Source organism: Mobilicoccus pelagius NBRC 104925 (assembly GCF_000247995.1).
In the GTDB taxonomy this organism is placed as follows: Bacteria; Actinomycetota; Actinomycetes; order Actinomycetales; family Dermatophilaceae; genus Mobilicoccus; species Mobilicoccus pelagius.
On the sequence record NZ_BAFE01000051.1, the window covers coordinates 57,079 to 79,093 of the forward strand.

The following is a 22,015-nucleotide window of genomic DNA, read 5'->3' on the forward strand; positions in this document are numbered from 1 at the left end:
ACGGTGGGCGGCGGTTCCGGCCGGGTGGAGGCGCCTCGACCCTTCAGGACGCAGGATGGGGTCATGAACCAGGGGGAGAAGCAGCCCGCGCCCGTTCCGCCCCGCGGCAAGGTCGTCATCGCCGGTGGGTCGGGGACGCTCGGCACGGCGCTCGCCGACGACCTCGCGCAGCGGGGTGTCGAGGTCGTCGTCCTCAGCCGCCGCCCCGACCCGGGGGCTCGGCACCGGCAGGTCGCGTGGGATGCCCGCACGGTCGGGCCGTGGCCGGACGAGCTCGACGGCTGCCTCGGCGTCGTCAACCTCGCCGGGCGCCTCGTCGACGCCCGTCCGACCGCGGCGAACGTCGCCGACCTGCGCGCCTCCCGGGTGGACGCGACGCGGGCGCTCGTGGCGGCTGCGGCGCGGCTCGACCGGCCGGTGCCGCGGTGGCTGCAGGCGTCGACGACGGCGATCTGGTCGGACGCCGGGGAGGCCCTCCTCGACGAGACCTCACCCTTGCCCGAGCCCGGCCTGCCGCAGATGACGGGCGTGGCCCGCCCGTGGGAAGAGGCCGCGGCGGGTGTGAACGCCGAGCACGTCGTCACGTTGCGCACCTCGATCGTCCTCGACCGCGGCACTCCCGCCCTCGACCGGCTGCTGCTCCTCACCCGGTTCGGGCTGGGCGGCACGGTGGGCAGCGGGCGGCAGTGGTTCAGCTGGATCCACGTGGACGACTGGCTCACCATCGCCCGCGCCGCCCTCGGCCTGGAGCCCGGTCTGGAGCTGCCGGACGGGGTGGTCGTGGCCGCGGCCCCGAACCCTGTCCGCAACGACGAGCTCATGGCGACCCTGCGCCGGGCGAGCGGTCGCCGCGTCGGTCTCCCCACCCCGGCGCCCCTGCTGCGCCTGGGGGCGGTCGCGCTGCGCACCGACCCGGCCCTCGCCCTCACGGGCCGCCACACCACCTCCCGCGTCCTCGCCGACGCGGGCATGACGTGGCGCCACCCCACCCTCGCCGGGGCCCTCGACGACCTCCTCGGGGGCGAGGCGTGACCCGCCTGCGCGTCGCCGTGCGGGTCGTGCTGCTCGACCCGTCCTCCCGGGTGCTGCTGTTCGAGGGTCGTGACCTGGCCGACCAGAGCGACACGGTGCGGTACTGGTTCACGGCGGGCGGGGCCGTCGAGGAGGGCGAATCGTTCGCCGCCGCGGCCGAGCGCGAGTTGCGGGAGGAGACGGGCTGGTCGGGCCTCGCCCTCGTCGGTCCGATCGGGCGGCGCGAGTTCGACTACCTCGACCACGGCGTGCCCACCCACCAGGTCGAGCACTTCTACGCGGCCCGCACGCAGCAGGTCGACCTCGACGACTCCGGCTGGACCGACCACGAACGCGCCATGACGACCGCCTGGCGCTGGTGGAGCCACGACGAGCTGGCGACGACCGACGCGCAGATCTACCCGGAGGACCTGGTCGACCTGATGACGCGGGTGGCCGGGCTGGTGTGAGCGGGCGAGGCGGACGGGGGAGCGGAGGCGGTGACCCAGCTCGAGGCCCCCCGTGGACGTCAGGCTGCGGTCCAGCGGCAGAGGACGCCCACCCCACCGGTGAACGTGACGCCCGGGACGGAGAAGTCGCGCGTCACCTCCCGGAACCCGAGCCGCTCGTGCAGGCGCAGGGAGGCGAGGTTGCGGGCGTTCGCGAAGTAGCGCACGTCCGGCACTCCACGGCGCCGCAGCTCGTCCAGCCGGGTGCGGGTGAGGCGTTCGCCGACTCCCCGACGTCGGAACGGTGGGTCCACGACGACGCCGGTCAGGTACCAGCCGGGCGGGGCGTTCCGGGCGCCCTCCATGTTCAGGAGGGTGGCCTTGCCGTAGCCCGCCACACGCCCGCGGTGCCGGGCGACGAGCACCAGCTGGCCGGGGTCGGAGGTGGCCCGGGCGAACACCTCGCGCCACCGGCCGGCGTCGTCGCCCTCCCGGTCGGCGGCCAGTCGGGCGCACGGCTCGACATCCGCCGTCATGAGGGGATCGACCTCGACGGGCAGGGGGCCCAGGGGCGGCGCGTCCAGCGCGTACTCGGCGAATCCGGGCATGCCCACGACGGTACGCAGGTGATGACGAAACGCGCGTGGGCCGACGACCCGAAGATCAGTACATGCGAATGATCAGCTGCATCTTCGCTCGATATCCCTGGCCCGAGGAGCAGTTGAGCTCTCGGTAACGCCAGCCGTTGCCGGCCCGGGTGTACCGCCCCGAGCAGCGAACCGGGTAGGTCTTCTTCGTCGCGGTCGACCTGGCGGTGAACGTCGCGGACCGCATGTACTTCTTCGGGTTCTTGTCGACCAGGGCGGCGTACTTGTCGAGAACGGTGCTGCCGAAGACGCACGTCGTGCCCTTGGTGACCAAGGTGGTGACGCCGCTGCCACTCACCTCGCTGCACAGATCGAACTTCGCCGAATAGCCGGTCCTGCCCAGGTCCTTGCCGGGACGCGAGGAAGACGGCTTCGGCGTGCTGGGGGTGCGCTTGGGAAAGAGGTGCCGGATCGCATAGTCCGCCTCGTCCCTGGTGAATCCCTCGAACACCAGCTGATCGCGCAGGCCGCTGCTGCTGAAGGAGTCGTACGCCAGATACTGCTTGCCCATGCGCACGGCCTGTGCCCGCCAGCCGACCTTCACGTGCCTGGAGGCGTAGGCGCTCGCCGCGTGAGAGAACCCCTCGAATTCCAGCTGGTGCACGAGGCCGGACTTCGAGAACGCCGTGAAGCGCAGGTACGACTGCGCGCGTGCGATCGCGCGGGAGTTCTCGGAGGAGACCGCCTGGGAGAGGGCGGAAGGGGCCGGCCCTGCGGCTTGGGCCTGGGCTGTAGGGGCGATCACGACCGCGGCGCCCAATCCCATGGCGAGCGCGGCGTTGAGAAGGTGCTTCATCGGAGAGATCCCCCATCGGTGGCGTCGGTACCGGTACAGCCTTCACCACCTGGGCCGGCTCCGGCAGGGGCGGTGCTGTCTGGTGCGTCACCAGCCGCGCGTCGGCTATGACGCGCCCTCGCCGGGGTGGATCTTCGCAGGGGTGGCCGAGAGGGGGAGGCCGGTGCCGCCGTGGTCGGCGGCGACGATCTCGGCGACGATGCTCAGGGCCGTCTCGGCGGCGGTGACCCCGCCGAGGTGCAGCCCGACCGGGCCGCGGAGCCGCGCGAGGTCCGCCTCGGGGACGCCCGCCGCCCGCAGCCGGTCGAGGCGCGCCGCGTGGGTGCGCCGGGATCCGAGCACACCCACGTATCCCACCGGGGACGGCAACGCGTGCGTGAGCAGCGGGTCCTCCGTGCGGGCGTCGTGGGTGAGGACGACGACCGCCGTCCGCGTGTCCACGGCCCCCGTCTCCAACAGCTTCGCGAAGTGCCGCTCCGGCCGGTCGACGACGACTTCCGCCGCCGGGAACCGCGCCGGCGACGTGAACACCGCCCGCGGGTCGCACACGATCACCCGGCGCCCCAGCAGCGCCCCGAGCTGCGACAACGCCGCCGCCGAGTCCGCCGCCCCGTAGATCAGCAGCAGCGGCCGGGTCGCCTCCCGCGCCGCGAGTTCCGACCGCAGCGCCTCGGCGTCGGACGCGTCCAGCGGCCGCACCGTCACCGTCATCGCACCGCCGCACATGATCGTCGGGCCCAGGTCCAGCAGGTCCGCCGGCACGTCGGCGTCCTCGGGGGTGTCGGACGGTCCGGCGTAGCGCCGCGTCGACGGCTCGCCCGTCTCCAGGGCCTCGATCGCGAGCGCGTGCGTCTCTCCGTCGACGCACCCCGCCGACACCGACCCGACGACCAGCCCGTCGTCGCGCACCGCCATCGTCGGGCCCGTCGGCCGCGGGGTCGACCCCTCGACGGCGCTCACCTCGACGAGCGCCACGCGGTGCCAGGCCTCCAACCAGGCCAGCGTCTGCGCCACCACGTCACTCACGCGTTCCCCACTCTCGTTGCGTCCGGGCCAGATCCGCGGGCCGGTCGACGTCCCCGCCCTCGGCGAGGTCGCCGCATTCCACCGTCGTCGCGCCGCGCGCCCGCAACACCTCGCGGGCGCCGACGTCGCCGCCGACCCGCGCGAGGACGTCGCCCCACACGTCCGGGCCGAGCACCACCGGATGCCCGGGGCGCCCGCCGAAGGTGGCCCGCCCCGACCCGCCCGCCGGGACCGATTCGATCACCCGCCGCGCGACCGCCACGGCCTGCCCGGGCAGGTCGGCGAGCGTGACGACGACCGCCGCCGGAGCCTCGCGGTCGGGCGCCTCGGCCACCTCGCCGGACCCCGTCGCAGAGTCGCCGCCCAGTGATTCGCCCACGAGTGCAGCCAGACCCGCGCGTAGGGACGCGCCCATGCCCTCGGCCCAGTCGGGGCAGGGTACGACGACGACGCGGGCATCGACACCGTCACCCGCCCGGACCGTCATCCGCGCGGCGACGGCCTTGACCTCCGCGGTGACGGCCTCGGCGTGGGCGCCGACGACGACGGCCACGGGGTCGCAGCCGGCCCCGGCGAGCGTCTCGACGGCGTGGGCGAGCAGGCTGCGCCCGGACTCGTCGCGCAGCAGCGTCTTGGGTCCCGCGCCCGCGGGCGCCTCGCGCGCGAATCGACTGCCGGACCCGCCCGCGAGGACGAGCCCGGCGTGCCGAGCGCGCGTCACGGCGTCACAGCAGGTCGGTGGGCGTGATCGGCATGGACCGCACCCGCTTTCCGGTCGCGTTGTGCACGGCGCTGAACACGGCCGGCACGACGCCGGTGATGCCGATCTCGCCGACGCCGCGGGCGCCCATCGGGTTGATGACCTCGTCGTCGCCGGGCAGCCACAGCGCCTCGACGTCGACGATGTCGGCGTTGACGGGCACGTGGTAGGTGGCCAGGTCCTGCGTGACGTAGTGGCCGAACCGCGGGTCGCGCACGGACTCCTCCATGAGCGCCGCGCCCAGGCCCATCGTCATGCCGCCGATGAACTGGCCGCGGGCACCGCGCGGGTTGAGGATCCGCCCCGCCGAGAACACGCCGAGCAGCCGCCGCGCCTGCACCTGGCCGGTCCAGCGGTTGACGCCGACCTCGGCGAACACGGCGCCGAACGAGTGCTGGGCGTGGGTCTTCTCGGCGCCCTCGGTGGGGTCGCCGGTGACGGACGCGCCGACGACGGGGTTCTCGCCGTGCTGCGTGCGGAACTTGCGGGCCGCCGAGACGATGGCCGCACCCCACGAGCTCGTGCCGGACGATCCACCCGCGACGGTGGCCGTGGGCAGGTCGGTGTCGCCGAGCTCGATCGTCACGTGGTCGGCGTCGACGCCCAGGGCGTCCGCGGCGACGAGGCCGAGCACGGTGCGGGCGCCGGTGCCGATGTCGGCCGCGGCGATCGACACCGTGTAGGCGCCGTCCTCGCCGGCGACGATGCGGGCGACGTTGCCCGGCTGGGACTCGCCCGGGTAGGCCGCGGCCGAGACACCGTAGCCGATCTTCCAGTCGCCCTCGACGCGCGTGCCGGGCTGGGGCCGGTCGGCCCAGCCGAACCGCTCGGCGCCCAGATCGAGGCACTCGATGAGCCGGCGCTCGCTGAACGGCATGCCCGTGTCGGGGTCGATCGCGACGTCGTTGCGGCGGCGCAGCTCGATCGGGTCGATGCCCGTGCGCTCGGCCAGCTCGTCCATGGCCATCTCGTGTGCGGTGACGCCGGGGAACACTCCGGGCGCGCGCATCCACGAGGGGATCGGTACGTCGAGCGCCGCCACGCGGTGGTCGGTGCGGCGGGTCTGCGCGCCGTAGAGGTTGCGGGCCGGGACGGCGGCGGCCTCGACGAACTCCTTGGAGCGGCTCGTCTGCACGAGCACGGAGTGCCAGATGCCGGTGAGCGTGCCGTCGGGGTTCGCGCCCAGGCGCACCTGCTGCACGGTGGCCGTGCGGTAGCCGCACAGCGTGAACAGCTGCTGGCGCGTCACGGCGAGCGAGACGGGCCGGCCCGGCACGGTGCGGGCCGCGAGCGCGGCGGCGACGTCCGGTGGGTGGGGCAGGCCCTTGGAGCCGAATCCGCCGCCGACGTGGTGGCCGATGACGTGCACGGACTCGGGCTCGACGCCGAACGCCGTCGCGAGGACCTCCTGCACGCCGTGGGGGTGCTGGGTGGAGTCGCGGATCGTCAACTCGTCGCCGTCCCAGCACGCGACGTAGCCGTGGGGCTCCATGGCGGCGTTGTGCTCGAACGGGGTGCGGTACACCTCGTCGACGACGACCGCGGCCGATGCGAGTGCCGCGCCGACGTCGCCGTCGGCGGTGTCGGTGGGGTAGCCGTTGGCCTCCTCCGGCTTGGTCGCGGGGGAGTCCAGGTTGAGCTCGGTCGTGAACGCCTCGGGGGTGTACGTGACGTCGACGAGCTGCGCGCCGTGGCGGGCGGCCTCGGGGGAGTCGGCCAGCACGAGCGCGACGATCTGGCCGCGGTAGTCGATGCGGTCGTCCTGCAGCACGTCGTACTCGCGGTCCTCGTGCGAGGCGAGCCGGGGCGCGTTGCCGTGGTGGACCACGGAGTGGACGCCGGGCGCGGCGAGCGCAGCGGAGTCGTCGATCGCGGCGATGTGGCCGCGGGCCTCGGTGGACGTGACGAGGTGGGCGTACAGGCGGTCCGCAACGTCGGTCTCGACGGCGTACGGCGCGGCGCCACGCACCTTGAGTCCGGCGTCGACGCGGGGCACGTCGGAACCCATCGCGCGCGGCGGCACGGGCTTCATCTGGGGGACGACGTCGTTCATGCCCGCACCTCCTGCTCGTCCCGGTCCTGCCCGGGGGTCTGTTCGTCGGCCAGTCGCAGTAGCGTCTTGGCGGTGGCGCCGGTGACGATCGCGGGAATCGCGGCGTTGCCCTCCCACGTCGTCGTCTCGGTCAGCTCGGCGGCGCACGCGTCGCGCACGGCCTGCTCGGTGAGTTCCTTGCCCAGCAGGGCGGATTCGAGCGTCCGGGCGCGCCACGGGCGGTGGGCGATGCCACCCCACGCGACGCGCAGGTCGGCCACGGTGTCGCCGTCCATACGCAGCACCGCGGCCACGGAGGCGAGCGCGAACGCGTACGACGTGCGCTCCCGCACCTTCTCGTAGCCCTGCGCAGCGCCCTCGATCGGAGCGGGGATCTCGACGGCGGTGATCAGCTCGCCGTGCGCGAGCGTCGTGTCCTTCTCGGGCGCGTCGCCGGGCAGACGGTAGAAGTCGTCGAGCGCCACGCGACGCTCCCCGCCCGGCCCCTGCACGATCACGACGGCGTCGAGCGCGGCGAGCGCGACGGCCATGTCGCCGGGGTAGGTGGCGCGGCAGTGCTCGGAGCTGCCGAGGATCGCGTTGTCCTTGGTGTGCGCGCGCTCGTCGTCGGCGGAACAGCCCGATCCGGGCGTGCGCTTGTTGCACGGCGTCGTCGCGTCCTGGAAGTACACGCAGCGGGTGCGCTGCAGCAGGTTGCCGCCGGTCGTCGCCTGGTTGCGGATCTGCCCGCTCGCGCCGGCGAGCAGCGCCCGCGCGAGCACGGGCTGGTGGGTCAGGATCCACGGGTGGGCCGCCAGGTCGCTGTTGCGCACCGTCGCGCCCACGCGCAACCCGCCCTCGGGGGTCTCCTCGACGGTGTCGAGCCCGAGGCCCGAGACGTCGACGAGCCGCGAGGGGGCGACGATGCCGAGCTTGAGGTGGTCGATGAGGTTGGACCCGCCCGCGAGGAACATCGCGTCCGGGTCGCCCGCGACGAGCTCGACGGCCTGGGCCGCGCTGCTCGGACGGGCGTAGTCGAGGGGGTTCACGCGCCCTTCTCCTTCTTCTCGGCGGCGGCCTTCTCGGCCTCGGCGTCGGCCGGCGAGGACCCCGCGTCGGGGCACGCCGCCTGCAGCTCCTGCAACAACTCACGCGCCTGCACGATCCGGTCGGGCACCTCGTACCCGGCCGCCTGCCGCACGGCGTCGACGATGTTGGGGTAGGCACCGCAGCGGCAGAGGTTGCCGGAGAGGCGCTCGCGGACCTCCTCCTCGGTGGCCTCGACCGGGCCCGTGAGGTCGGCGGTGACGTGGCTGGGACGACCCTGCGCGATCTCGTCGAGGGCACCGACCGCGGCGCACACCTGGCCGGGCGTGCAGTAACCGCACTGCAGGCCGTCGCGCTCGACGAACGCCCGCTGCACGGGGTGCAGACCGTCTGCCTCGTCGCGGCCCAGCCCGGCCGCGGTGGTCACCTCGGCGCCGTCGTGCTGCACCGCGAGCGTCAGGCACGACAGGTGCCGGCGCCCGTCGAGGATCACCGTGCACGAACCGCACTGCCCGTGGTCGCACCCCTTCTTGGGGGCGTACTCGCCGAGCCGTTCCCGCAGGGTGTCGAGGAGGGTCGTGCGTGGCTCCACCGCCACGGTTCTGCTCTCACCGTCGACGTCGAGGATGATCTTCACCGTCGCGGGTGACGTCGTCTCATGGGTCACGGGATCTCCTTCGGTCTGGGCGTCACCCAAAAACGCTACTCCCAGAATGCCCGCCGGGCATCCCGTGCCGCTGTGAGCACGGGCATCGTGATCGCCCCCGACCGCGAGACGCCATGGAGTGCGGCGCATCGAGGCCGCCGTGAACGCCACCGACGTCCAGACCCTTGCCCGCCTCTCGAGACGTCCGCGAACACCGTGTTCTTCGCGGCGCGGGCACCTCGACCCGCTCGGGCATCCCCCACTTTCCGTTCCCTCGGCGGCGAGTTCCACGTGCTCGGCCGCCCCGAGCCCTACGACTTCTCGTACCTGCTCAGCGTCACGTGCCTGCGCGAGGACCCCGAGGCGTTCTGGGAGTTCTACCGCACCTACCTGGCCTACCCCGACGCCACGCCCACCCGGACGCATCGGGCGCTCGCCGCCCTGGAGCAGCGGGGGGCCGACTGCAGGCGGTCGTCACGTTGGACATGGACGGGCTGCACCAGGCAACCGGGTCGCGCCACGTCGTCGAGGTGCACCGCTCGGTGCGCCGTCACCACTGCATGAACTGCGGCCGCACCTACGGCCTGGAGCTCGTCCTGGCCGAGCGGGTGCCGCACTGCCCGGTGTGCGGTGGGTCGATCCGCCCCGACGGCGCCCGTTCGAGGAGGTCCTGCATGAGGCCGACGTCACCGCCGCGCCCAGGCCGTCCACGACGCCGAGGTGCTCGTCGTGGGCGGCACGACCCTGAGCGTCCACCCGGCCGCGGGCATGGTGCAGTATTGCCGCGGTCGCGACCTCGTCGTCGTCGACCTCGAACCCACCGCGTTCGACGCGCGCGCCGATCTCCTGATCCACGCCGAACTCGGGGAGGTGCTCGGCGAGGCCGCGGGCGTCGAGTGAGGCCGCGGGCACGAGGGTGGGGCCGCGCGGTGAATGACATCGGTGTCGTTTGCTGGCACCATGGCGACGGGCCCCGCACGGGGCTGCCGCGGGGGCGGGGACCCCCGACGGCGACACGAAGGAGGACCGATGTCGCAGAGTGCGAACGCGGAGAACACCTCGCCGGCCGGTGACGGCCGCGAGGCGGACGAGCTGAGCGACCTCGAGACGGCCATCCTGACGTTCGAGCGTCAGTGGTGGAAGTACCCCGGTGCCAAGGAGCAGAGCATCAAGGAACTCTTCGACATGACGTCGACGCGCTACTACCAGGTGCTCAACGCCCTCATCGACGAGCCCGCGGCCCTCGCTCACGACCCGATGCTCGTCAAGCGTCTGCGCCGCATGCGCAGTTCGCGGCAGAAGGCCCGTTCGGCCCGCCGCCTGGGGATGGACGCCTGAGTCCTCTCCCGCCCATCTCCACGAGGCCGCACCCGTCCGGGTGCGGCCTCGGTCGTCGCCGGCCCCGACGCACGTCCCGGGCGGTCGACGACCCCCGATCCAGGCGGCCCCGCCAGGCCCCTCGATGCAGCCCCGGAGAGGGTTGAGCCATTTGCACTCACCCCGACCGAGTGCTAATCATGGAGTTAGCACTCCCGGCCCTTGAGTGACAGAATCGGCGTGTCCGAGGCCTGTCGCACGCGGGTCGGGACGCAACCGACCGACCGGAAACGGTGAGGGTCGCAGGCTCGACGCGAAACGGCGTGTCGTGGTCGCGGCTCGTCCGTCGCGGGCATCGTCCGGTCTCATCGAACCGCAAGTGTGGGAGGAACCACCGCACATGGCCAAGATCATCGCTTTCGACGAGGAGGCCCGGCGCGGCCTCGAGCGCGGCATGAACACGCTCGCCGACGCCGTCAAGGTCACCCTCGGCCCCAAGGGCCGCAACGTCGTCCTGGAGAAGAAGTGGGGCGCCCCCACGATCACCAACGACGGTGTGTCCATCGCCAAGGAGATCGAGCTCGAGGAGCCGTACGAGAAGATCGGCGCAGAGCTCGTCAAGGAGGTCGCGAAGAAGACCGACGACGTCGCCGGTGACGGCACGACGACGGCCACCGTCCTCGCCCAGGCCCTCGTCAAGGAGGGTCTGCGCAACGTGGCCGCGGGCGCGAACCCGATGGGTCTCAAGCGCGGCATCGAGAAGGCCACGAAGGCCGTCTCCGACGAGCTCCTCGCCATGGCGAAGGACGTCGAGACCAAGGAGCAGATCGCCGCGACCGCGTCGATCTCCGCCGCCGACACCCAGATCGGCGAGATGATCGCCGAAGCCATGGACAAGGTCGGCAAGGAAGGCGTCATCACCGTCGAGGAGTCGAACACCTTCGGGCTCGACCTCGAGCTCACCGAGGGCATGCGCTTCGACAAGGGCTACATCTCGGCGTACTTCGTCACCGACCCCGAGCGCATGGAGGCCGTCCTCGAGGACGCCTACGTGCTCATCGTCAACAGCAAGATCGGCTCCATCAAGGACCTGATTCCGCTCCTCGACAAGACGAAGCAGGCCGGCAAGCCGCTGCTCATCGTGGCCGAAGACGTCGAGGGCGAGGCCCTCGCGACCCTGGTGCTCAACCAGATCCGCCGCATCATCAACGTCGTCGCCGTCAAGGCGCCCGGCTTCGGTGACCGCCGCAAGGCCATGCTCGGCGACATCGCCATCCTCACCGGTGGCCAGGTCATCTCCGAGGAGGTCGGCCTGAAGCTCGAGTCCGCCGACATCGACATGCTCGGTACCGCCCGCAAGGTCGTCGTCACCAAGGACGAGACGACGATCGTCGAGGGTGGCGGAGACGCCGACCAGATCGCCGGTCGCGTCAACCAGATCCGTTCCGAGATCGAGCGCAGCGACTCCGACTACGACCGCGAGAAGCTCCAGGAGCGCCTCGCCAAGCTCGCCGGCGGCGTCGCCGTCATCAAGGCGGGCGCGGCCACCGAGGTCGAGCTCAAGGAGCGCAAGCACCGCATCGAGGACGCCGTCCGCAACGCGAAGGCCGCCGTCGAGGAGGGCATCGTCGCCGGTGGTGGCGTGGCCCTCATCCAGGCCGGTGCCAAGGTGTTCGACTCCCTCCAGCTCGAGGGCGACGAGGCCACGGGTGCCAACATCGTCAAGGTCGCCATCGAGGCGCCGCTCAAGCAGATCGCCGTCAACGCCGGTCTCGAGGGTGGAGTCGTCGCGGAGAAGGTGCGCAACCTCGAGCCGGGTCACGGCCTCAACGCCGCCTCCGGCGAGTACGTCGACCTCATCAGCGCGGGCATCATCGACCCCGCCAAGGTGACCCGTTCGGCGCTGCAGAACGCGGCCTCCATCGCAGCCCTGTTCCTCACGACCGAGGCCGTCATCGCCGACAAGCCCGAGAAGGCCGCTCCGGCCATGCCGGGTGGCGACGACATGGGTGGCATGGGCGGCATGGGCTTCTGAGCCACCGCTCCACCCGCGGAGGCGGAGACGCGCGGCGTCTCCACCCACCCGCGATCGCCTGACACGTGGCCCGCTTCCGACCAGGGAGCGGGCCACGTGCCGTCCCCGCTGGGTGGCCCTTTCGCCGTCGCTCGCTGGGTGCCGTCCCGGGTGCCGCCCTGGGATGCGGAAGGACGACCCGTCCGGCGTCGTATGGCCGGTGCGGCGCGGCCGCACACGGGCGGAGCGGGGCTGCGGCTCCCCGCTCCCGCATGCGCGGCCGCAGCGCCGCAGGCGTGCGGGCGAGACCGGTGAGGACATGACGAAGGGCCGGAAGGAATCGTCCCTCCGGCCCTTCGTCATGCGTGTCGCGGTGTCAGACGTCGCGTTCCTGGTCGGGGACCGAGTCGTCGGTGGGGCCGTCGAGGTCCTCGATGTCCCACCCTGCGCCTCGGAGCACCTCACCGACCCGATGCATCTCCGTGGGGGAGGGGACCTCGTCCGTGCGCGAGAGGATGCCGACGCCGATGTCGACGCGGTCGGCGGGGATCATCCCCTTGACGACGAGCTCCTTGCCGAGATCGGCGATCTCCTCCTCCGTGAGGCGTCGGCGGAGCAGGGCGAACAACGGAACGTAGTCCTGCTCGGGGACGCCCGCGGGATAGCCGGCGCGTAGCCAGTCGAGGAAGCGATCGAGGGCACCCATCCAGTACTCCTTGTCGGGTTCTCACGTGGGCCGTGTCCAGTATCGGGGTGTCGACCCGTTCAATGGCGCTGAACGGCCTGGCTGTCAGGGGGTTTCGAGCCCGTCGTCGTTGAAGCCGACGAGCGGCCATCCCCCGGCGGCGAGGTGCGCGGCGACGCGGCGCACGTCCTCCTCGCTGGGGGGTCCCTTGAGGTATCCGGCGAGGTGGACGCGGATCTCGCCGTCGTCGATCTTGCCGTCGCCGTTGAGGTCGAGCACGGTGCGGGCGACGTCGACGACCTCCTCGTCGGTGAGGTGCCGCTGGAGGACCCCGAAGAGGGCGATGTAGTCCTTGTGGGGGACGCCCTCGGGGTAACCGGCACGGAGCCAGTCGATGATCGCCGGCAGTGAGAAGCGCATCGGGGAGCCTTTCATGGAAGAAAACTAGTGGAGCGGTCACCCGGTGCAGAGGCGGAACCGGCGACGAACGTGCCGGAACGACGCGGTCCCGGATCCCGCGTGCGCGGGGCCCGGGACCGTGGCGGAGCGTCGGCGCTCAGTGACCCTTGGGGACGAACGTCGGATAGATGTTCTCGAAGCTCACCTTCATGCCCAGGCCGGAGGACACGATGATCGCGATGCCCGTGAGGATGAACGCGAGGACGAGCGCGAAGATGAGGTAGCCGACGACCTTGCCGACCGGATGGCCGCTCTCGTGGCTGATCTCCGCGTCGCCGCCCACGCCGTACGCCATCGACTTGATGCCGAGGGCGAAGAGGGCCGGGAGTCCGGCACCCACGAGGACGGAGACGAGGGCGACCTGCCAGACGGCGTCGACGAAGTGACTCAGCATGATCAGACCTCCCTGGTGGGCGCGGTGACCGTGGCAGCGGGGGCGGCCGCGCCGGGAACGGCGGCGGCCGGGACGGCGGCAGGGGTCGTGGCCGGGGTGGTGGGGGCGACGTTGCCGTCCCAGTCGGCGTTGACGTTGTTGTGGTCGACGGGCGCCTTGCGAGAGCGCTGCCACATGTAGGTGGCGAGCGTCACGAGGATGCCGAAGACGACGACGGCGCCGGCGATGCCGCCGACGGTGTTGCCGATCCACCATGTGAGGGCGCCGACGATGCCGGCGGCGGGGAGGGTGATGAGCCAGGCCGCGAGCATGCGCCCGGCGACGCCCCAGCGGACCTCCGCACCCGGACGGCCGAGGCCGGTGCCGAGGATGGAGCCGGTGGCGACGTGGGTCGTGGAGAGCGCGAAGCCGAGGTGGCTCGAGGTGAGGATGACGGCTGCGGAGGCCGACTCGGCGGCCATGCCCTGCGGGCTGGAGATCTCCACGAGACCCTTGCCGAGCGTGCGGATGATGCGCCATCCGCCGAGGTAGGTGCCGAGGGCGATGGCGGCGGCACAGGCGAACTTCACCCAGAACGGGATGCTCGTCGTGTCGGTCCACGAGCCGTAGGCGATGAGGGCGAGCGTGATGACACCCATCGTCTTCTGAGCGTCGTTCGTGCCGTGCGCGAGGGAGACGAGCGACGCGGTGCCGATCTGACCCCAGCGGAAGCCGCCCTCCTTGTACTTCTCGGCGACGCCGTCGGTGATCTTGAAGATGAGCCACGTGCCGATCGTCGCCACGAGTCCGGCGACGACGGGGGAGACGAGGGCGGGGAGGACGACCTTGCCGAGCACGCCGTCGAGCTTGCTGCCGTCGCCCGCCCAGTTGACGTGCGACCAGCCGAGGCCGGCGACGGTGGCGCCGATGAGGCCGCCGAAGAGGGCGTGGGAGGAGCTCGACGGGAGGCCGAGCAGCCAGGTGAGGAGGTTCCAGATGATGCCGCCGACGAGGCCGCACAGCACGATCATGAGGAGGGCCTGGCCGTTGTCGGCGAGGAACTCGGGGCGTGGCGCCCCGGTCTTGTCCTGCACCTTGACGACGGCGTTGGTGACGGTGAGGGCGACCTCGACGGAGAGGAAGGCGCCGACGAGGTTGAGGATCGCCGAGAGCGCGACGGCGGTCTTGGGCTTCAGGGCGCCGGTCGCGATGGAGGTCGCCATCGCGTTGCCGGTGTCATGGAAGCCGTTGGTGAAGTCGAAGGCCAGGGCGGTGATCACCACGAGGGCCACGAGAAGAAGGGCAACGTCCACGTCACCATTCTGGACCTCCGTCCGGAGACGTTCACGGCGGCATGTGAGCAGGGGCCTGCGGCCCCCCGTCGTCGGGGGGCCTCTGAGCTGCGAGTTCTTCTCGCGTTCACCTGACGTTCAGATGCTGTACGTCTTGGACGGGGGTGTCGTTCACGGGAAAGTCCGTGAGAGTTCAGCTCGGCTCTCAGGATGCGACCCGGCCCGCGCGTGACGAGGACCACCAGATCCCCCGGGTGATCGTGAACATTCGGGGGAAGCCTTCGACGATACGGTCTCCCGATGATGCCACCTCGTGACAAGGCGTTGGTCTGTGTCGTCGCCCTCATCTGAGGGGTGAACTTCGTCGCCGCCCAGTTCGGGATGCAGTCGTTTCCCCCTCTGCTCCTCGCCGCCCTCCGGTTCGCCCTCGTCGCGATCCCTGCGGTCTTCTTCGTCCGGCCGCCCGGCAACGGGGTCCGCACGGTCGTCGGGGCGGGTCTGACGATGGGGGTGCTGCAGTTCGGCTTGCCGTACTCGGCGATGCACCTCGGGATGCCCGCCGGGCTCGCCTCGCTCGTGCTCCAGGTGCAGACGGTCTTCACGGTCGTCATCGCGGCGATCCTCCTGCGGGAACGTCCGAGCGCGTACCAGGTGACGGGGATCGCCGTCGGGATCGCGGGAATGGTCCTCGTCGGGTGGCGCCACGTGAGCACGGCACCGGTGCTGCCGTTCCTCATGACGATCGCCGCCGCGGCGTCGTGGGCGCTCGGCAACGTCCTCGTGCGGCGCCGCCCGCCGCGGGACGGGTTCTCGCTCGCCGTGTGGTCGGCGCTCGTGCCGCCCGTCCCGTTGTTCGCCGCGTCGTACCTCGTCGAGGGGCCCGAGGCGATCGCACACGCGTTCACCCACGTGACGTGGCAGGCGCTGTTCGGCCTCGGGTTCGTCGCCTACCTCGCGTCGATGGCGGGGTACGGCATCTGGAACGCGCTGCTGTCGCGTCACGCGGCCTCGTCGGTGGCGCCGTGGTCGATGCTCGTGCCGCCGATCGGCATGGTCGCCGCGTTCTTCTACAGCGGTGAGAGGCCCGGGCTGCTCGGCCTCGTCGGTGGCGCCGTCGTCATCGTCGGCGTGCTCATGGCACTCGGCGTCGGCACCGGATGGGGCCGGACCCACGACGTGCCACGCGAACGCCCCGTGGCGGAGCCGCCCGGCCTCTGACCGCCCCCGCCATCGGGTGATGCCCCGCCGTGCCCGGCACCGACCACGCCCCTCCACCGGATCCGGTGGAGGGGCGTGGTCGGGGATGGCGCGACGTGTGTGCCCGGGTGACCGCCGACGTCAGGGACGCGCGGCGAGCGTGACCCTGACGTCCTTGCGGTCCCCGTCGCGGACGATCGTCAGCGTCGCGGGTGCTGCGACCTCACGGGCACGCACCTGCGCGGTGAGGGAGAGGGCCGAGTCGACGGGGACGCCGTCGACGGCGATGACCGCGTCGCCCGGCCGGAGGCCGCCCTGCGCGGCGGGCGTGTCGCCGTCGACGGTGACGATGCCGGCGGCGCGACGCGTCGTCGGCCCCTCGGTCGCGAGGACATCACGCAGGCGCACCCCGAGGTAGGGATGGGCGACCTTGTGCTTCTCGATGAGCTGCATGGCGACCGTGCGGGCCTCGGTGACGGGGATGGCGAAGCCGATGCCGATGTTGCCGGACTGCTGACCGTTGCCGCCACCCATCGAGGCGATGGCGGAGTTGATGCCGACGAGCTTGCCGGAGGCGTCGACGAGGGCACCGCCGGAGTTGCCCGGGTTGATGGCCGCGGAGGTCTGGATCGCGTTGGTGACGACGGGGTCGGCGGGGGCACGGTTGCCGGTGCCGAAGGGATCCTGCCCGCCCTGGCTCTCCTGCATCGTCGCCACGGGGCGGTTGAGGGCGCTGACGATGCCGGTCGTCACGGTGCCCGACAGCCCGAGCGGGTTGCCGATCGCCATGACGGGTTGGCCGACCTTGAGGGCGCGGTCGTCGCCGGGGGTGATGGGGCGCAGGTCGCTCGGCGCGTTGGGGAGGGCGAGGACGGCGAGGTCGGTCGTCGGGTCCGTGCCGACGATCCGCGCCTTGAAGACGCGCTTGTCGGCGAGGGTGACGAGGATGTCGGCCTTGCCGCCGGCGCCCGCGGCGACGACGTGGTGATTGGTGAGGATGTGGCCGTTCTGGTCGTAGACGACGCCGGAGCCCTCACCGCCGGCGCTCGCCGACTCCACGGTGATGGAGACGACGCTCGGGGAGACGGCGGCGGCGGTGGCGGACCAGTCGGGGGCCGACGCGTCGGCCTGGACGACGGGGGCGACCGGTGCGGCCTCTCCCTGGGGGAGCCCACCGGACTGGCTGAGGGGGGCGGGGTCGCCCTCCTCCCGCGTGAACGAGGTGAGCGAGGCGGCGGCGAGACCGAGGACGACGAGCCCGACGAGGAGGAGGACGAGCCAGGGCCCGCGGCGTCGTCGCGGCGGGTCCGTGGGCGACATGGTGGACGCCGGGGCGTCGCCCTGGGCGGCCGGGGTCGCCCAGGGCGACGGACCTGACTGCGTCGTCGGCAGTCGCGAGGTCTCGTCGTGCCACGTCGGCTCGGGCACGGACCCCTGCGGGTATCCGGGGGGCGGCGGGATGCTGCTCATGGCGTCTCCTCAAGGGGATCTGCGGGATTTGCGAGGTCGAAGGGGTCGTCGGTCTCGGCGCCGGCCGGGAGGTCGACGAGGAAGGTCGCGCCGCCGCCGGGGGTGGCGGCGACCCCGGTGCGGCCGCCGTGCGCCTGGACGATCGCGGCGACGATGGCGAGGCCGAGTCCGTGCCCGCCCGAGGGCTGTCGGCCGCGGGCAGGGTCGGTGCGGTAGAAGCGTTCGAAGAGGTGGGACATCGCGTCGGGGTCGATGCCGGGCCCGTCGTCGGCGACCTCGACGCGGCAACGTCCCGCCTCCGTGCCCACCCGGACGGTGACGGAGGTACCCGCCGGGGTGTGGTGGAGGGCGTTGGCGACGAGGTTCGTGACGACCTGTCGGAGCCGGGCGTCGTCGCCGTCGACGACCGCGGGGCCGAGGGGGCTGCCGGCGAGGCCGGTGAGTCGGAGGGCGTGGGTCGAGGCGCGGGCACGTGCGTCCTGGACGACGTCGCCGGCGATGACGGTGAGGTCGACCGGCGTGAACTGCATGGGGCGGCGGTTGTCGAGACGGGCGAGGGTGAGGAGGTCCTCGACGAGCACGCTCATGCGGGTGGCCTCGCCCTCGATGCGTTGCATCGAGGAGGCGACGGCCTCGGGGGAGCTCGCCGCGCCCTGCCGGTAGAGCTCGGCGTAGCCGCGGATCGTCGCGAGCGGGGTACGCAGTTCGTGGCTCGCATCGGTGACGAAGCGCCGCATGCGTGTCTCGGAGGCCTGCCGGCCGGCGAACGAGGCCTCGATCTGGCCGAGCATGACGTTGATCGACCGGGAGAGGCTCGCGACCTCGTCGTGCGCGGCGTGCTCGGGGACGCGGGACGTGAGGTCGCCGGCGGCGATCGCGGCGGCAGTGTCCTCGATCGCCCGCAGCGGCCGGAACGCGCGCCGGAACCCCAGCCATCCGATGATGACGCAGGCCGCGACGACGAGGACGCCGATGATGGTGCTCACGACGAGCATCCGGCGCACGGTCTGCTCGATGCCCTCGAGGGACGCGGCGACCGCGTAGGTGCCGGTGCCGTTGGCGAGGGGGCCGGAGATGACGCGCCACTCCCCGCGCCCGGCGACGGAGCCGACGGTGAAGGTCGTGCCGGTACGGACGCGAGGGTCCTGGCGGGGGAGCGGAGGGACGGCGGGCCGGCCTTCCCCGACGGGCCAGAATGCCGCCTCGGGCACGCCGTCGGCACGCATGACGACGACCGCGTACGAGCGGGGGATGTCGACGCGCGACTCGTAGCGGTACTGCTCGAGGACCTTGTTCGCGACGGGGCCGGCGGCGATGTGGAGCTCGGCGTCGGTGCGGTCGACGAGGTATGCGCGCATGAGGGCGCCGGTGGCGACGTTCGACAACGTGAGCGCGAACACGAGGAGGACGACGAGGACGGCGATGAGCCGCCAGGTGAGCGACCAGCGGCGCAGGACGTCGACGATCCGGGCCCGCACGGCGTGCGCGACGCCGGTGAGCCGTCGGCCGGGACGGGTCATCGGGCGGTGCTCACGTGGTCTCGGGGGGGAGCCGCAGGACGTACCCCACCCCGCGCCGCGTGTGGATGAGCGGTGGGGAATCGGGCCGGTCGATCTTGCGGCGCAGGTAGGAGATGTAGGACTCGACGATGCCCGCCTCGCCGCGGAAGTCGTAGTCCCACACGTGGTCGAGGATCTGCGCCTTGCTCAGCACCCGGTTGGGGTTGAGGAGGAGGTAGCGCAGGAGCTTGAACTCGGTGGGGGAGACGTCGATGACGCGGTTGCCGCGCCGCACCTCGTGGGAGTCCTCGTTGAGCTCGAGATCGTGGAAGCGGAGGATCGCGTCCTGCGGCTCGTCGCCGCGCGTGCGTCGCAGGACGGCGCGGATGCGGGCGATGACCTCCTCCAGGCTGAACGGCTTGGTGACGTAGTCGTCCCCGCCGACGGTGAGTCCGGTGACCTTGTCCTCGACGGAGTCGCGCGCGGTGACGAAGACGACCGGCATGTGGCGGCCGTTGTCGCGCAGACGTCGTGTGACGGCGAACCCGTCCATGTCGGGGAGCATGACGTCGAGCACGATGAGGTCGGGATGCTCGCTCGTGGCGACGGAGATCGCGGTCGCGCCGTCACCGGCGGTGAAGACCTCGAATCCGGCGAACCGGAGCGACGTGGCCAACAGCTCGCGGATGTTCGGTTCGTCCTCGACGACGAGGAGCCTGGCTTCGGGGGTCGACGGAGTGCTCACGACCTCAGGATGGGACCCGAGTCTGATCATTCGCTGGAAGGTCGCCGAACGTCGGCGTGGCGATCCGTGTGAGGCGCCCGAGGACGCCGGGGTCGCCCACGAATCGGGGGAGCCGGGTCCACGGGCGGACCTTCGCAGGGCAAAGGATGTTCGTGGCGTGCGGTTCTGCTCCACGAGGGACGGGCGACGGCTACAGTCCGACACACCGATGACTAGGGGGTCAGGGTGGCCGTCTCAGGTTCAGATGTGCCGAGGTTGACTCGGCGACGATTCGCTCAGCTCGGCCTCGGCGCCCTGGCGGGCCTCGCCCTCCCCGGCGTGAGCGCGTGCAGCAGACCCAGCTCCGACGCCGTGAACTCCCAACTCGTGCACGGGGCGACCGGCGGTGGGCTCAAGGACAGCCTCGACCCGCACTTCCCGGTGACGATCCCCGACATCGCTCGGGTGCGTCAGCTCTACGAGTCGCTCTACCGGTTCACGCCGGAGTACGAGATCGAACCGGGACTCGCCGAGGAGATCACGCCGAACGCCGACGGCACGCAGTGGACGATGCGGCTGCGCAAGGGCCTGCTCTTCCACGACGGGCGGCCGGTGCGGAGCACGGACGTGAGAGCGAGCCTCGCGCGCATGCTCGACCCGAAGGACCCGGCCCCGTTCCTCGCCGAGCTCGCCCCGCTCGCCGACCTTCAGAGCAGTCGGGTGCTGGACGACCGCACGTACCGTCTCGCGCTCCGCCAGCCGTACGCGATCCTCGACCAGATGTTCGCCAACTACTCCGTCGGTATCGTTCCGGAGGACTTCGACCTCGCCCACCCGATCGGCACGGGGCCGTTCCGGTTCGAGTCGTTCGTCCCCGGGCAACGCAGCAGGTTCCTCCGCAACGAGCACTACTGGGGGCAGAGGCCGGCGTTCGACGAACTCGTCATCCTCGACTTCAGCGACGACGCAGCCAAGGTGAACGCGCTGCTCGCGGGGCAGGTGCAGACGATCGACAACCTCCCCACCTACCTCGCCGGCGCGATCGAGAAGCAGGGGGCCCACGCCCTCGTCTCCGAGACGGGCGGGTGGGTGCCGTTCACGATGCGCGTCGACGCCACGCAGTTCTCCGACGTGCGGGTGCGCACCGCGATGCGCCTCGTCGCCGACCGGCAGCAGATGATCGATCAGGCGCTCGGTGGCTACGGCCGCGTCGCCAACGACCTCTACGCCCCCTTCGACCCCGCCTACCTCGGGGACGACCTGCCGCAGCGGGAACAGGACATCGACCGGGCGAGGTCGCTCCTCAAGGCCGCGGGCGCGGAGGACCTGCAGGTCGAACTCGTCACGTCCACCGCCGTCGGCACGGGCGCCGTCGAGAGCGCGAACCTCTTCGCCCAGCACGCTCGCAAGGCAGGGGTGTCGGTGCGGGTGAAGAAGGTCGACCCCAGCGTGTTCTACGGCGACCAGTACCTCTCCTGGGTGTTCGCGCAGGACTTCTGGAACACCCGCCTCTACCTGCCGCAGGTCGCGAGCTGCGCCCTGCCGAAGTCGCCCTACAACGAGACCCACTTCGCCGACGAGCGATTCGTCGGCCTCATCCGTGCCGCCTTCCGCGAGATGGACGAGGACCGGCGCCGCACGCTCCTGCAGGACGCGCAGCGCATCGAGTACGAGGAGGGCGGCTACCTCATCTGGGCCTTCCAGAACCAGGTCGACGCCTACGGCCGGTTCGTCACCGGCGTCACCCCCGCGAGGGAGCAACCCGTCTCCGCCTACCGCTTCAACACCTTCTCGCCCGTGGAGGGACGATGAGCGACACCGCCGCCGACCCCGCCCCGCGTACCGGCCCGATCGCCCTCCCGCCGAAGACCGGACCGATCCCTCTCGTCAGGGACGGGGGCACCTCCCGCCCCCGCTCGGCCCGCCGCGGCTGGACGAAGTGGCTCCTCAGGCGAGTGGGCCTCGCGCTCCTCACGCTGTGGGTCGTCTCCCTCATCGTGTTCTTCGCGACCTCCGCGCTCGGCGACCCCGTGCGCGCGATCCTCGGCAAGGACTACAACGTGAGCCCCGAGCGCGTCGCCGCGATCTCGGCCGCCCTGCACCTCGACCAGCCCCTCTGGCAGCGCTACCTCACATGGTTCGGCGGGCTGCTGCGCGGCGACCTCGGACACTCCGTCGCGAGCGGCCTGCCGGTCGCCGAACTCATCGGTGGCCGCGTGTTCAACAGCGCGTTCCTCGTGTTCCTCGTCGCGATCGTCATGATCCCCGTGTCTCTCGGCGTCGCGATGCTCTGCGCGCGCCGCCGGGGCGGCGCCGTCGATTCCGTCGTCCAGGTCGTCACCCTCGCGCTCGCGGGCGTGCCCGAGTTCGTCACCGGCATCCTCCTCGTCGCGCTGCTCTCGACGTCGGTGTTCCACCTCCTCCCGGCCGTCACCGTGCTGCCGGTCGGGGCCCTCGCCTGGCAGAGCCCGGTGAGCCTCGTGCTCCCCGTCCTCACCCTCGTCGTCGCGATCGTGCCCTACCTCGTGCGCATCCTCCGCTCGACGATGATCGAGGCGCTCGACTCCGACT

At 72.0% G+C, this 22,015-nt stretch carries 23 protein-coding genes; 9 read left to right on the forward strand and 14 right to left on the reverse strand.

Annotation, left to right across the window (positions count from 1 at the left end; genetic code table 11):
• Positions 1 to 63: 63 nt before the first annotated feature.
• Together MOPEL_RS07305 and MOPEL_RS07310 are read left to right on the forward strand one after the other, a co-directional pair.
• Entirely contained in the window at positions 64 to 1,032 is a 969-nt protein-coding gene (locus tag MOPEL_RS07305; RefSeq protein WP_009482236.1) for an epimerase, read from the forward strand.
• Positions 1,029 to 1,481, forward strand: a complete 453-nt coding sequence (locus MOPEL_RS07310) for an NUDIX hydrolase (RefSeq protein WP_009482237.1) — start codon at positions 1,029 to 1,031, stop codon at positions 1,479 to 1,481. Before MOPEL_RS07305 ends, MOPEL_RS07310 begins: the two co-directional genes overlap by 4 nt.
• Positions 1,482 to 1,540: 59 nt before the next feature.
• Here MOPEL_RS07310 and MOPEL_RS07315 read toward each other — a convergent pair whose 3' ends face one another.
• The 7 genes from MOPEL_RS07315 to MOPEL_RS18470 all read right to left on the reverse strand — a co-directional run bounded on the left by MOPEL_RS07315 (position 1,541) and on the right by MOPEL_RS18470 (position 8,435).
• Positions 1,541 to 2,068, reverse strand: coding sequence for a GNAT family N-acetyltransferase (locus MOPEL_RS07315; RefSeq protein WP_245544738.1), 528 nt, complete (start codon positions 2,066 to 2,068; stop codon positions 1,541 to 1,543).
• Positions 2,069 to 2,123: 55 nt separating this feature from the next.
• On the reverse strand, positions 2,124 to 2,903 hold the full coding sequence (locus MOPEL_RS15895; RefSeq protein ID WP_009482239.1) for an Ltp family lipoprotein: 780 nt from the start codon (positions 2,901 to 2,903) through the stop codon (positions 2,124 to 2,126).
• Between the two features lie 105 nt (positions 2,904 to 3,008).
• The gene (locus MOPEL_RS07325) at positions 3,009 to 3,929 is read right to left on the reverse strand and encodes an XdhC family protein (RefSeq protein WP_009482240.1); all 921 of its coding nucleotides are present in this window, start codon (positions 3,927 to 3,929) and stop codon (positions 3,009 to 3,011) included.
• On the reverse strand, positions 3,922 to 4,650 hold the full coding sequence (locus tag MOPEL_RS07330) for a nucleotidyltransferase family protein (protein WP_009482241.1): 729 nt from the start codon (positions 4,648 to 4,650) through the stop codon (positions 3,922 to 3,924). Before MOPEL_RS07330 ends, MOPEL_RS07325 begins: the two co-directional genes overlap by 8 nt.
• A gap of 4 nt (positions 4,651 to 4,654) precedes the next feature.
• Complete coding sequence (locus MOPEL_RS07335; protein ID WP_009482242.1) at positions 4,655 to 6,742, reverse strand: xanthine dehydrogenase family protein molybdopterin-binding subunit; 2,088 nt, start codon at positions 6,740 to 6,742, stop codon at positions 4,655 to 4,657.
• Positions 6,739 to 7,770, reverse strand: a complete 1,032-nt coding sequence (locus MOPEL_RS07340) for an FAD binding domain-containing protein (protein WP_009482243.1) — start codon at positions 7,768 to 7,770, stop codon at positions 6,739 to 6,741. The genes MOPEL_RS07335 and MOPEL_RS07340 overlap by 4 nt, the downstream gene beginning before the upstream one ends.
• Positions 7,767 to 8,435, reverse strand: coding sequence for an aldehyde dehydrogenase iron-sulfur subunit (locus MOPEL_RS18470; protein WP_009482244.1), 669 nt, complete (start codon positions 8,433 to 8,435; stop codon positions 7,767 to 7,769). Before MOPEL_RS18470 ends, MOPEL_RS07340 begins: the two co-directional genes overlap by 4 nt.
• Positions 8,436 to 8,705: 270 nt before the next feature.
• Here MOPEL_RS18470 and MOPEL_RS18960 point away from each other — a divergent pair, with 270 nt between their 5' ends.
• From MOPEL_RS18960 to groL, 4 genes are all read left to right on the forward strand, one after another.
• Positions 8,706 to 8,978, forward strand: a complete 273-nt coding sequence (locus tag MOPEL_RS18960) for an SIR2 family NAD-dependent protein deacylase (RefSeq protein WP_051992249.1) — start codon at positions 8,706 to 8,708, stop codon at positions 8,976 to 8,978.
• Entirely contained in the window at positions 8,900 to 9,487 is a 588-nt protein-coding gene (locus tag MOPEL_RS18965; RefSeq protein WP_141631234.1) for a Sir2 family NAD-dependent protein deacetylase, read from the forward strand. Before MOPEL_RS18960 ends, MOPEL_RS18965 begins: the two co-directional genes overlap by 79 nt.
• On the forward strand, positions 9,444 to 9,752 hold the full coding sequence (locus MOPEL_RS07355) for a DUF3263 domain-containing protein (RefSeq protein WP_009482247.1): 309 nt from the start codon (positions 9,444 to 9,446) through the stop codon (positions 9,750 to 9,752). Before MOPEL_RS18965 ends, MOPEL_RS07355 begins: the two co-directional genes overlap by 44 nt.
• Positions 9,753 to 10,131: 379 nt before the next feature.
• The gene (gene groL / locus MOPEL_RS07360; RefSeq protein ID WP_009482248.1) at positions 10,132 to 11,766 is read left to right on the forward strand and encodes a chaperonin GroEL; all 1,635 of its coding nucleotides are present in this window, start codon (positions 10,132 to 10,134) and stop codon (positions 11,764 to 11,766) included.
• Positions 11,767 to 12,121: 355 nt separating this feature from the next.
• Here the strand turns inward: groL and MOPEL_RS07365 are convergent, their stop codons facing one another.
• From MOPEL_RS07365 to MOPEL_RS07380, 4 genes are all read right to left on the reverse strand, one after another.
• On the reverse strand, positions 12,122 to 12,451 hold the full coding sequence (locus MOPEL_RS07365; RefSeq protein WP_009482249.1) for a DUF3349 domain-containing protein: 330 nt from the start codon (positions 12,449 to 12,451) through the stop codon (positions 12,122 to 12,124).
• Between the two features lie 84 nt (positions 12,452 to 12,535).
• Positions 12,536 to 12,850, reverse strand: a complete 315-nt coding sequence (locus MOPEL_RS07370) for a DUF3349 domain-containing protein (protein ID WP_009482250.1) — start codon at positions 12,848 to 12,850, stop codon at positions 12,536 to 12,538.
• 136 nt (positions 12,851 to 12,986) lie between these two features.
• A complete protein-coding gene (locus MOPEL_RS07375; protein WP_009482251.1) occupies positions 12,987 to 13,283 on the reverse strand; it encodes a hypothetical protein in 297 nt (98 codons plus the stop codon).
• 2 nt (positions 13,284 to 13,285) lie between these two features.
• Positions 13,286 to 14,575 (reverse strand): inorganic phosphate transporter, encoded by a 1,290-nt coding sequence (locus MOPEL_RS07380; protein WP_009482252.1) that lies wholly within the window; start codon positions 14,573 to 14,575, stop codon positions 13,286 to 13,288.
• A gap of 333 nt (positions 14,576 to 14,908) precedes the next feature.
• Between MOPEL_RS07380 and MOPEL_RS07385 the strand changes: the two genes are divergently transcribed.
• Positions 14,909 to 15,772, forward strand: coding sequence for an EamA family transporter (locus MOPEL_RS07385; RefSeq protein WP_009482253.1), 864 nt, complete (start codon positions 14,909 to 14,911; stop codon positions 15,770 to 15,772).
• 120 nt (positions 15,773 to 15,892) lie between these two features.
• Here MOPEL_RS07385 and MOPEL_RS07390 read toward each other — a convergent pair whose 3' ends face one another.
• From MOPEL_RS07390 to MOPEL_RS07400, 3 genes are read right to left on the reverse strand one after another with little or no spacing between them, the layout of a single operon-like run.
• Positions 15,893 to 17,221, reverse strand: coding sequence for a S1C family serine protease (locus MOPEL_RS07390; protein WP_009482254.1), 1,329 nt, complete (start codon positions 17,219 to 17,221; stop codon positions 15,893 to 15,895).
• Positions 17,218 to 18,741 (reverse strand): sensor histidine kinase, encoded by a 1,524-nt coding sequence (locus tag MOPEL_RS07395; RefSeq protein ID WP_009482255.1) that lies wholly within the window; start codon positions 18,739 to 18,741, stop codon positions 17,218 to 17,220. Before MOPEL_RS07395 ends, MOPEL_RS07390 begins: the two co-directional genes overlap by 4 nt.
• Before the next feature lie 10 nt (positions 18,742 to 18,751).
• Complete coding sequence (locus tag MOPEL_RS07400; protein WP_009482256.1) at positions 18,752 to 19,495, reverse strand: response regulator transcription factor; 744 nt, start codon at positions 19,493 to 19,495, stop codon at positions 18,752 to 18,754.
• A gap of 216 nt (positions 19,496 to 19,711) precedes the next feature.
• Between MOPEL_RS07400 and MOPEL_RS07405 the strand changes: the two genes are divergently transcribed.
• Entirely contained in the window at positions 19,712 to 21,256 is a 1,545-nt protein-coding gene (locus MOPEL_RS07405; RefSeq protein ID WP_174270588.1) for an ABC transporter substrate-binding protein, read from the forward strand.
• The coding region (locus tag MOPEL_RS07410; RefSeq protein ID WP_009482258.1) for an ABC transporter permease at positions 21,253 to 22,015 on the forward strand (763 nt) is incomplete at its 3' end. The genes MOPEL_RS07405 and MOPEL_RS07410, both read left to right, overlap by 4 nt.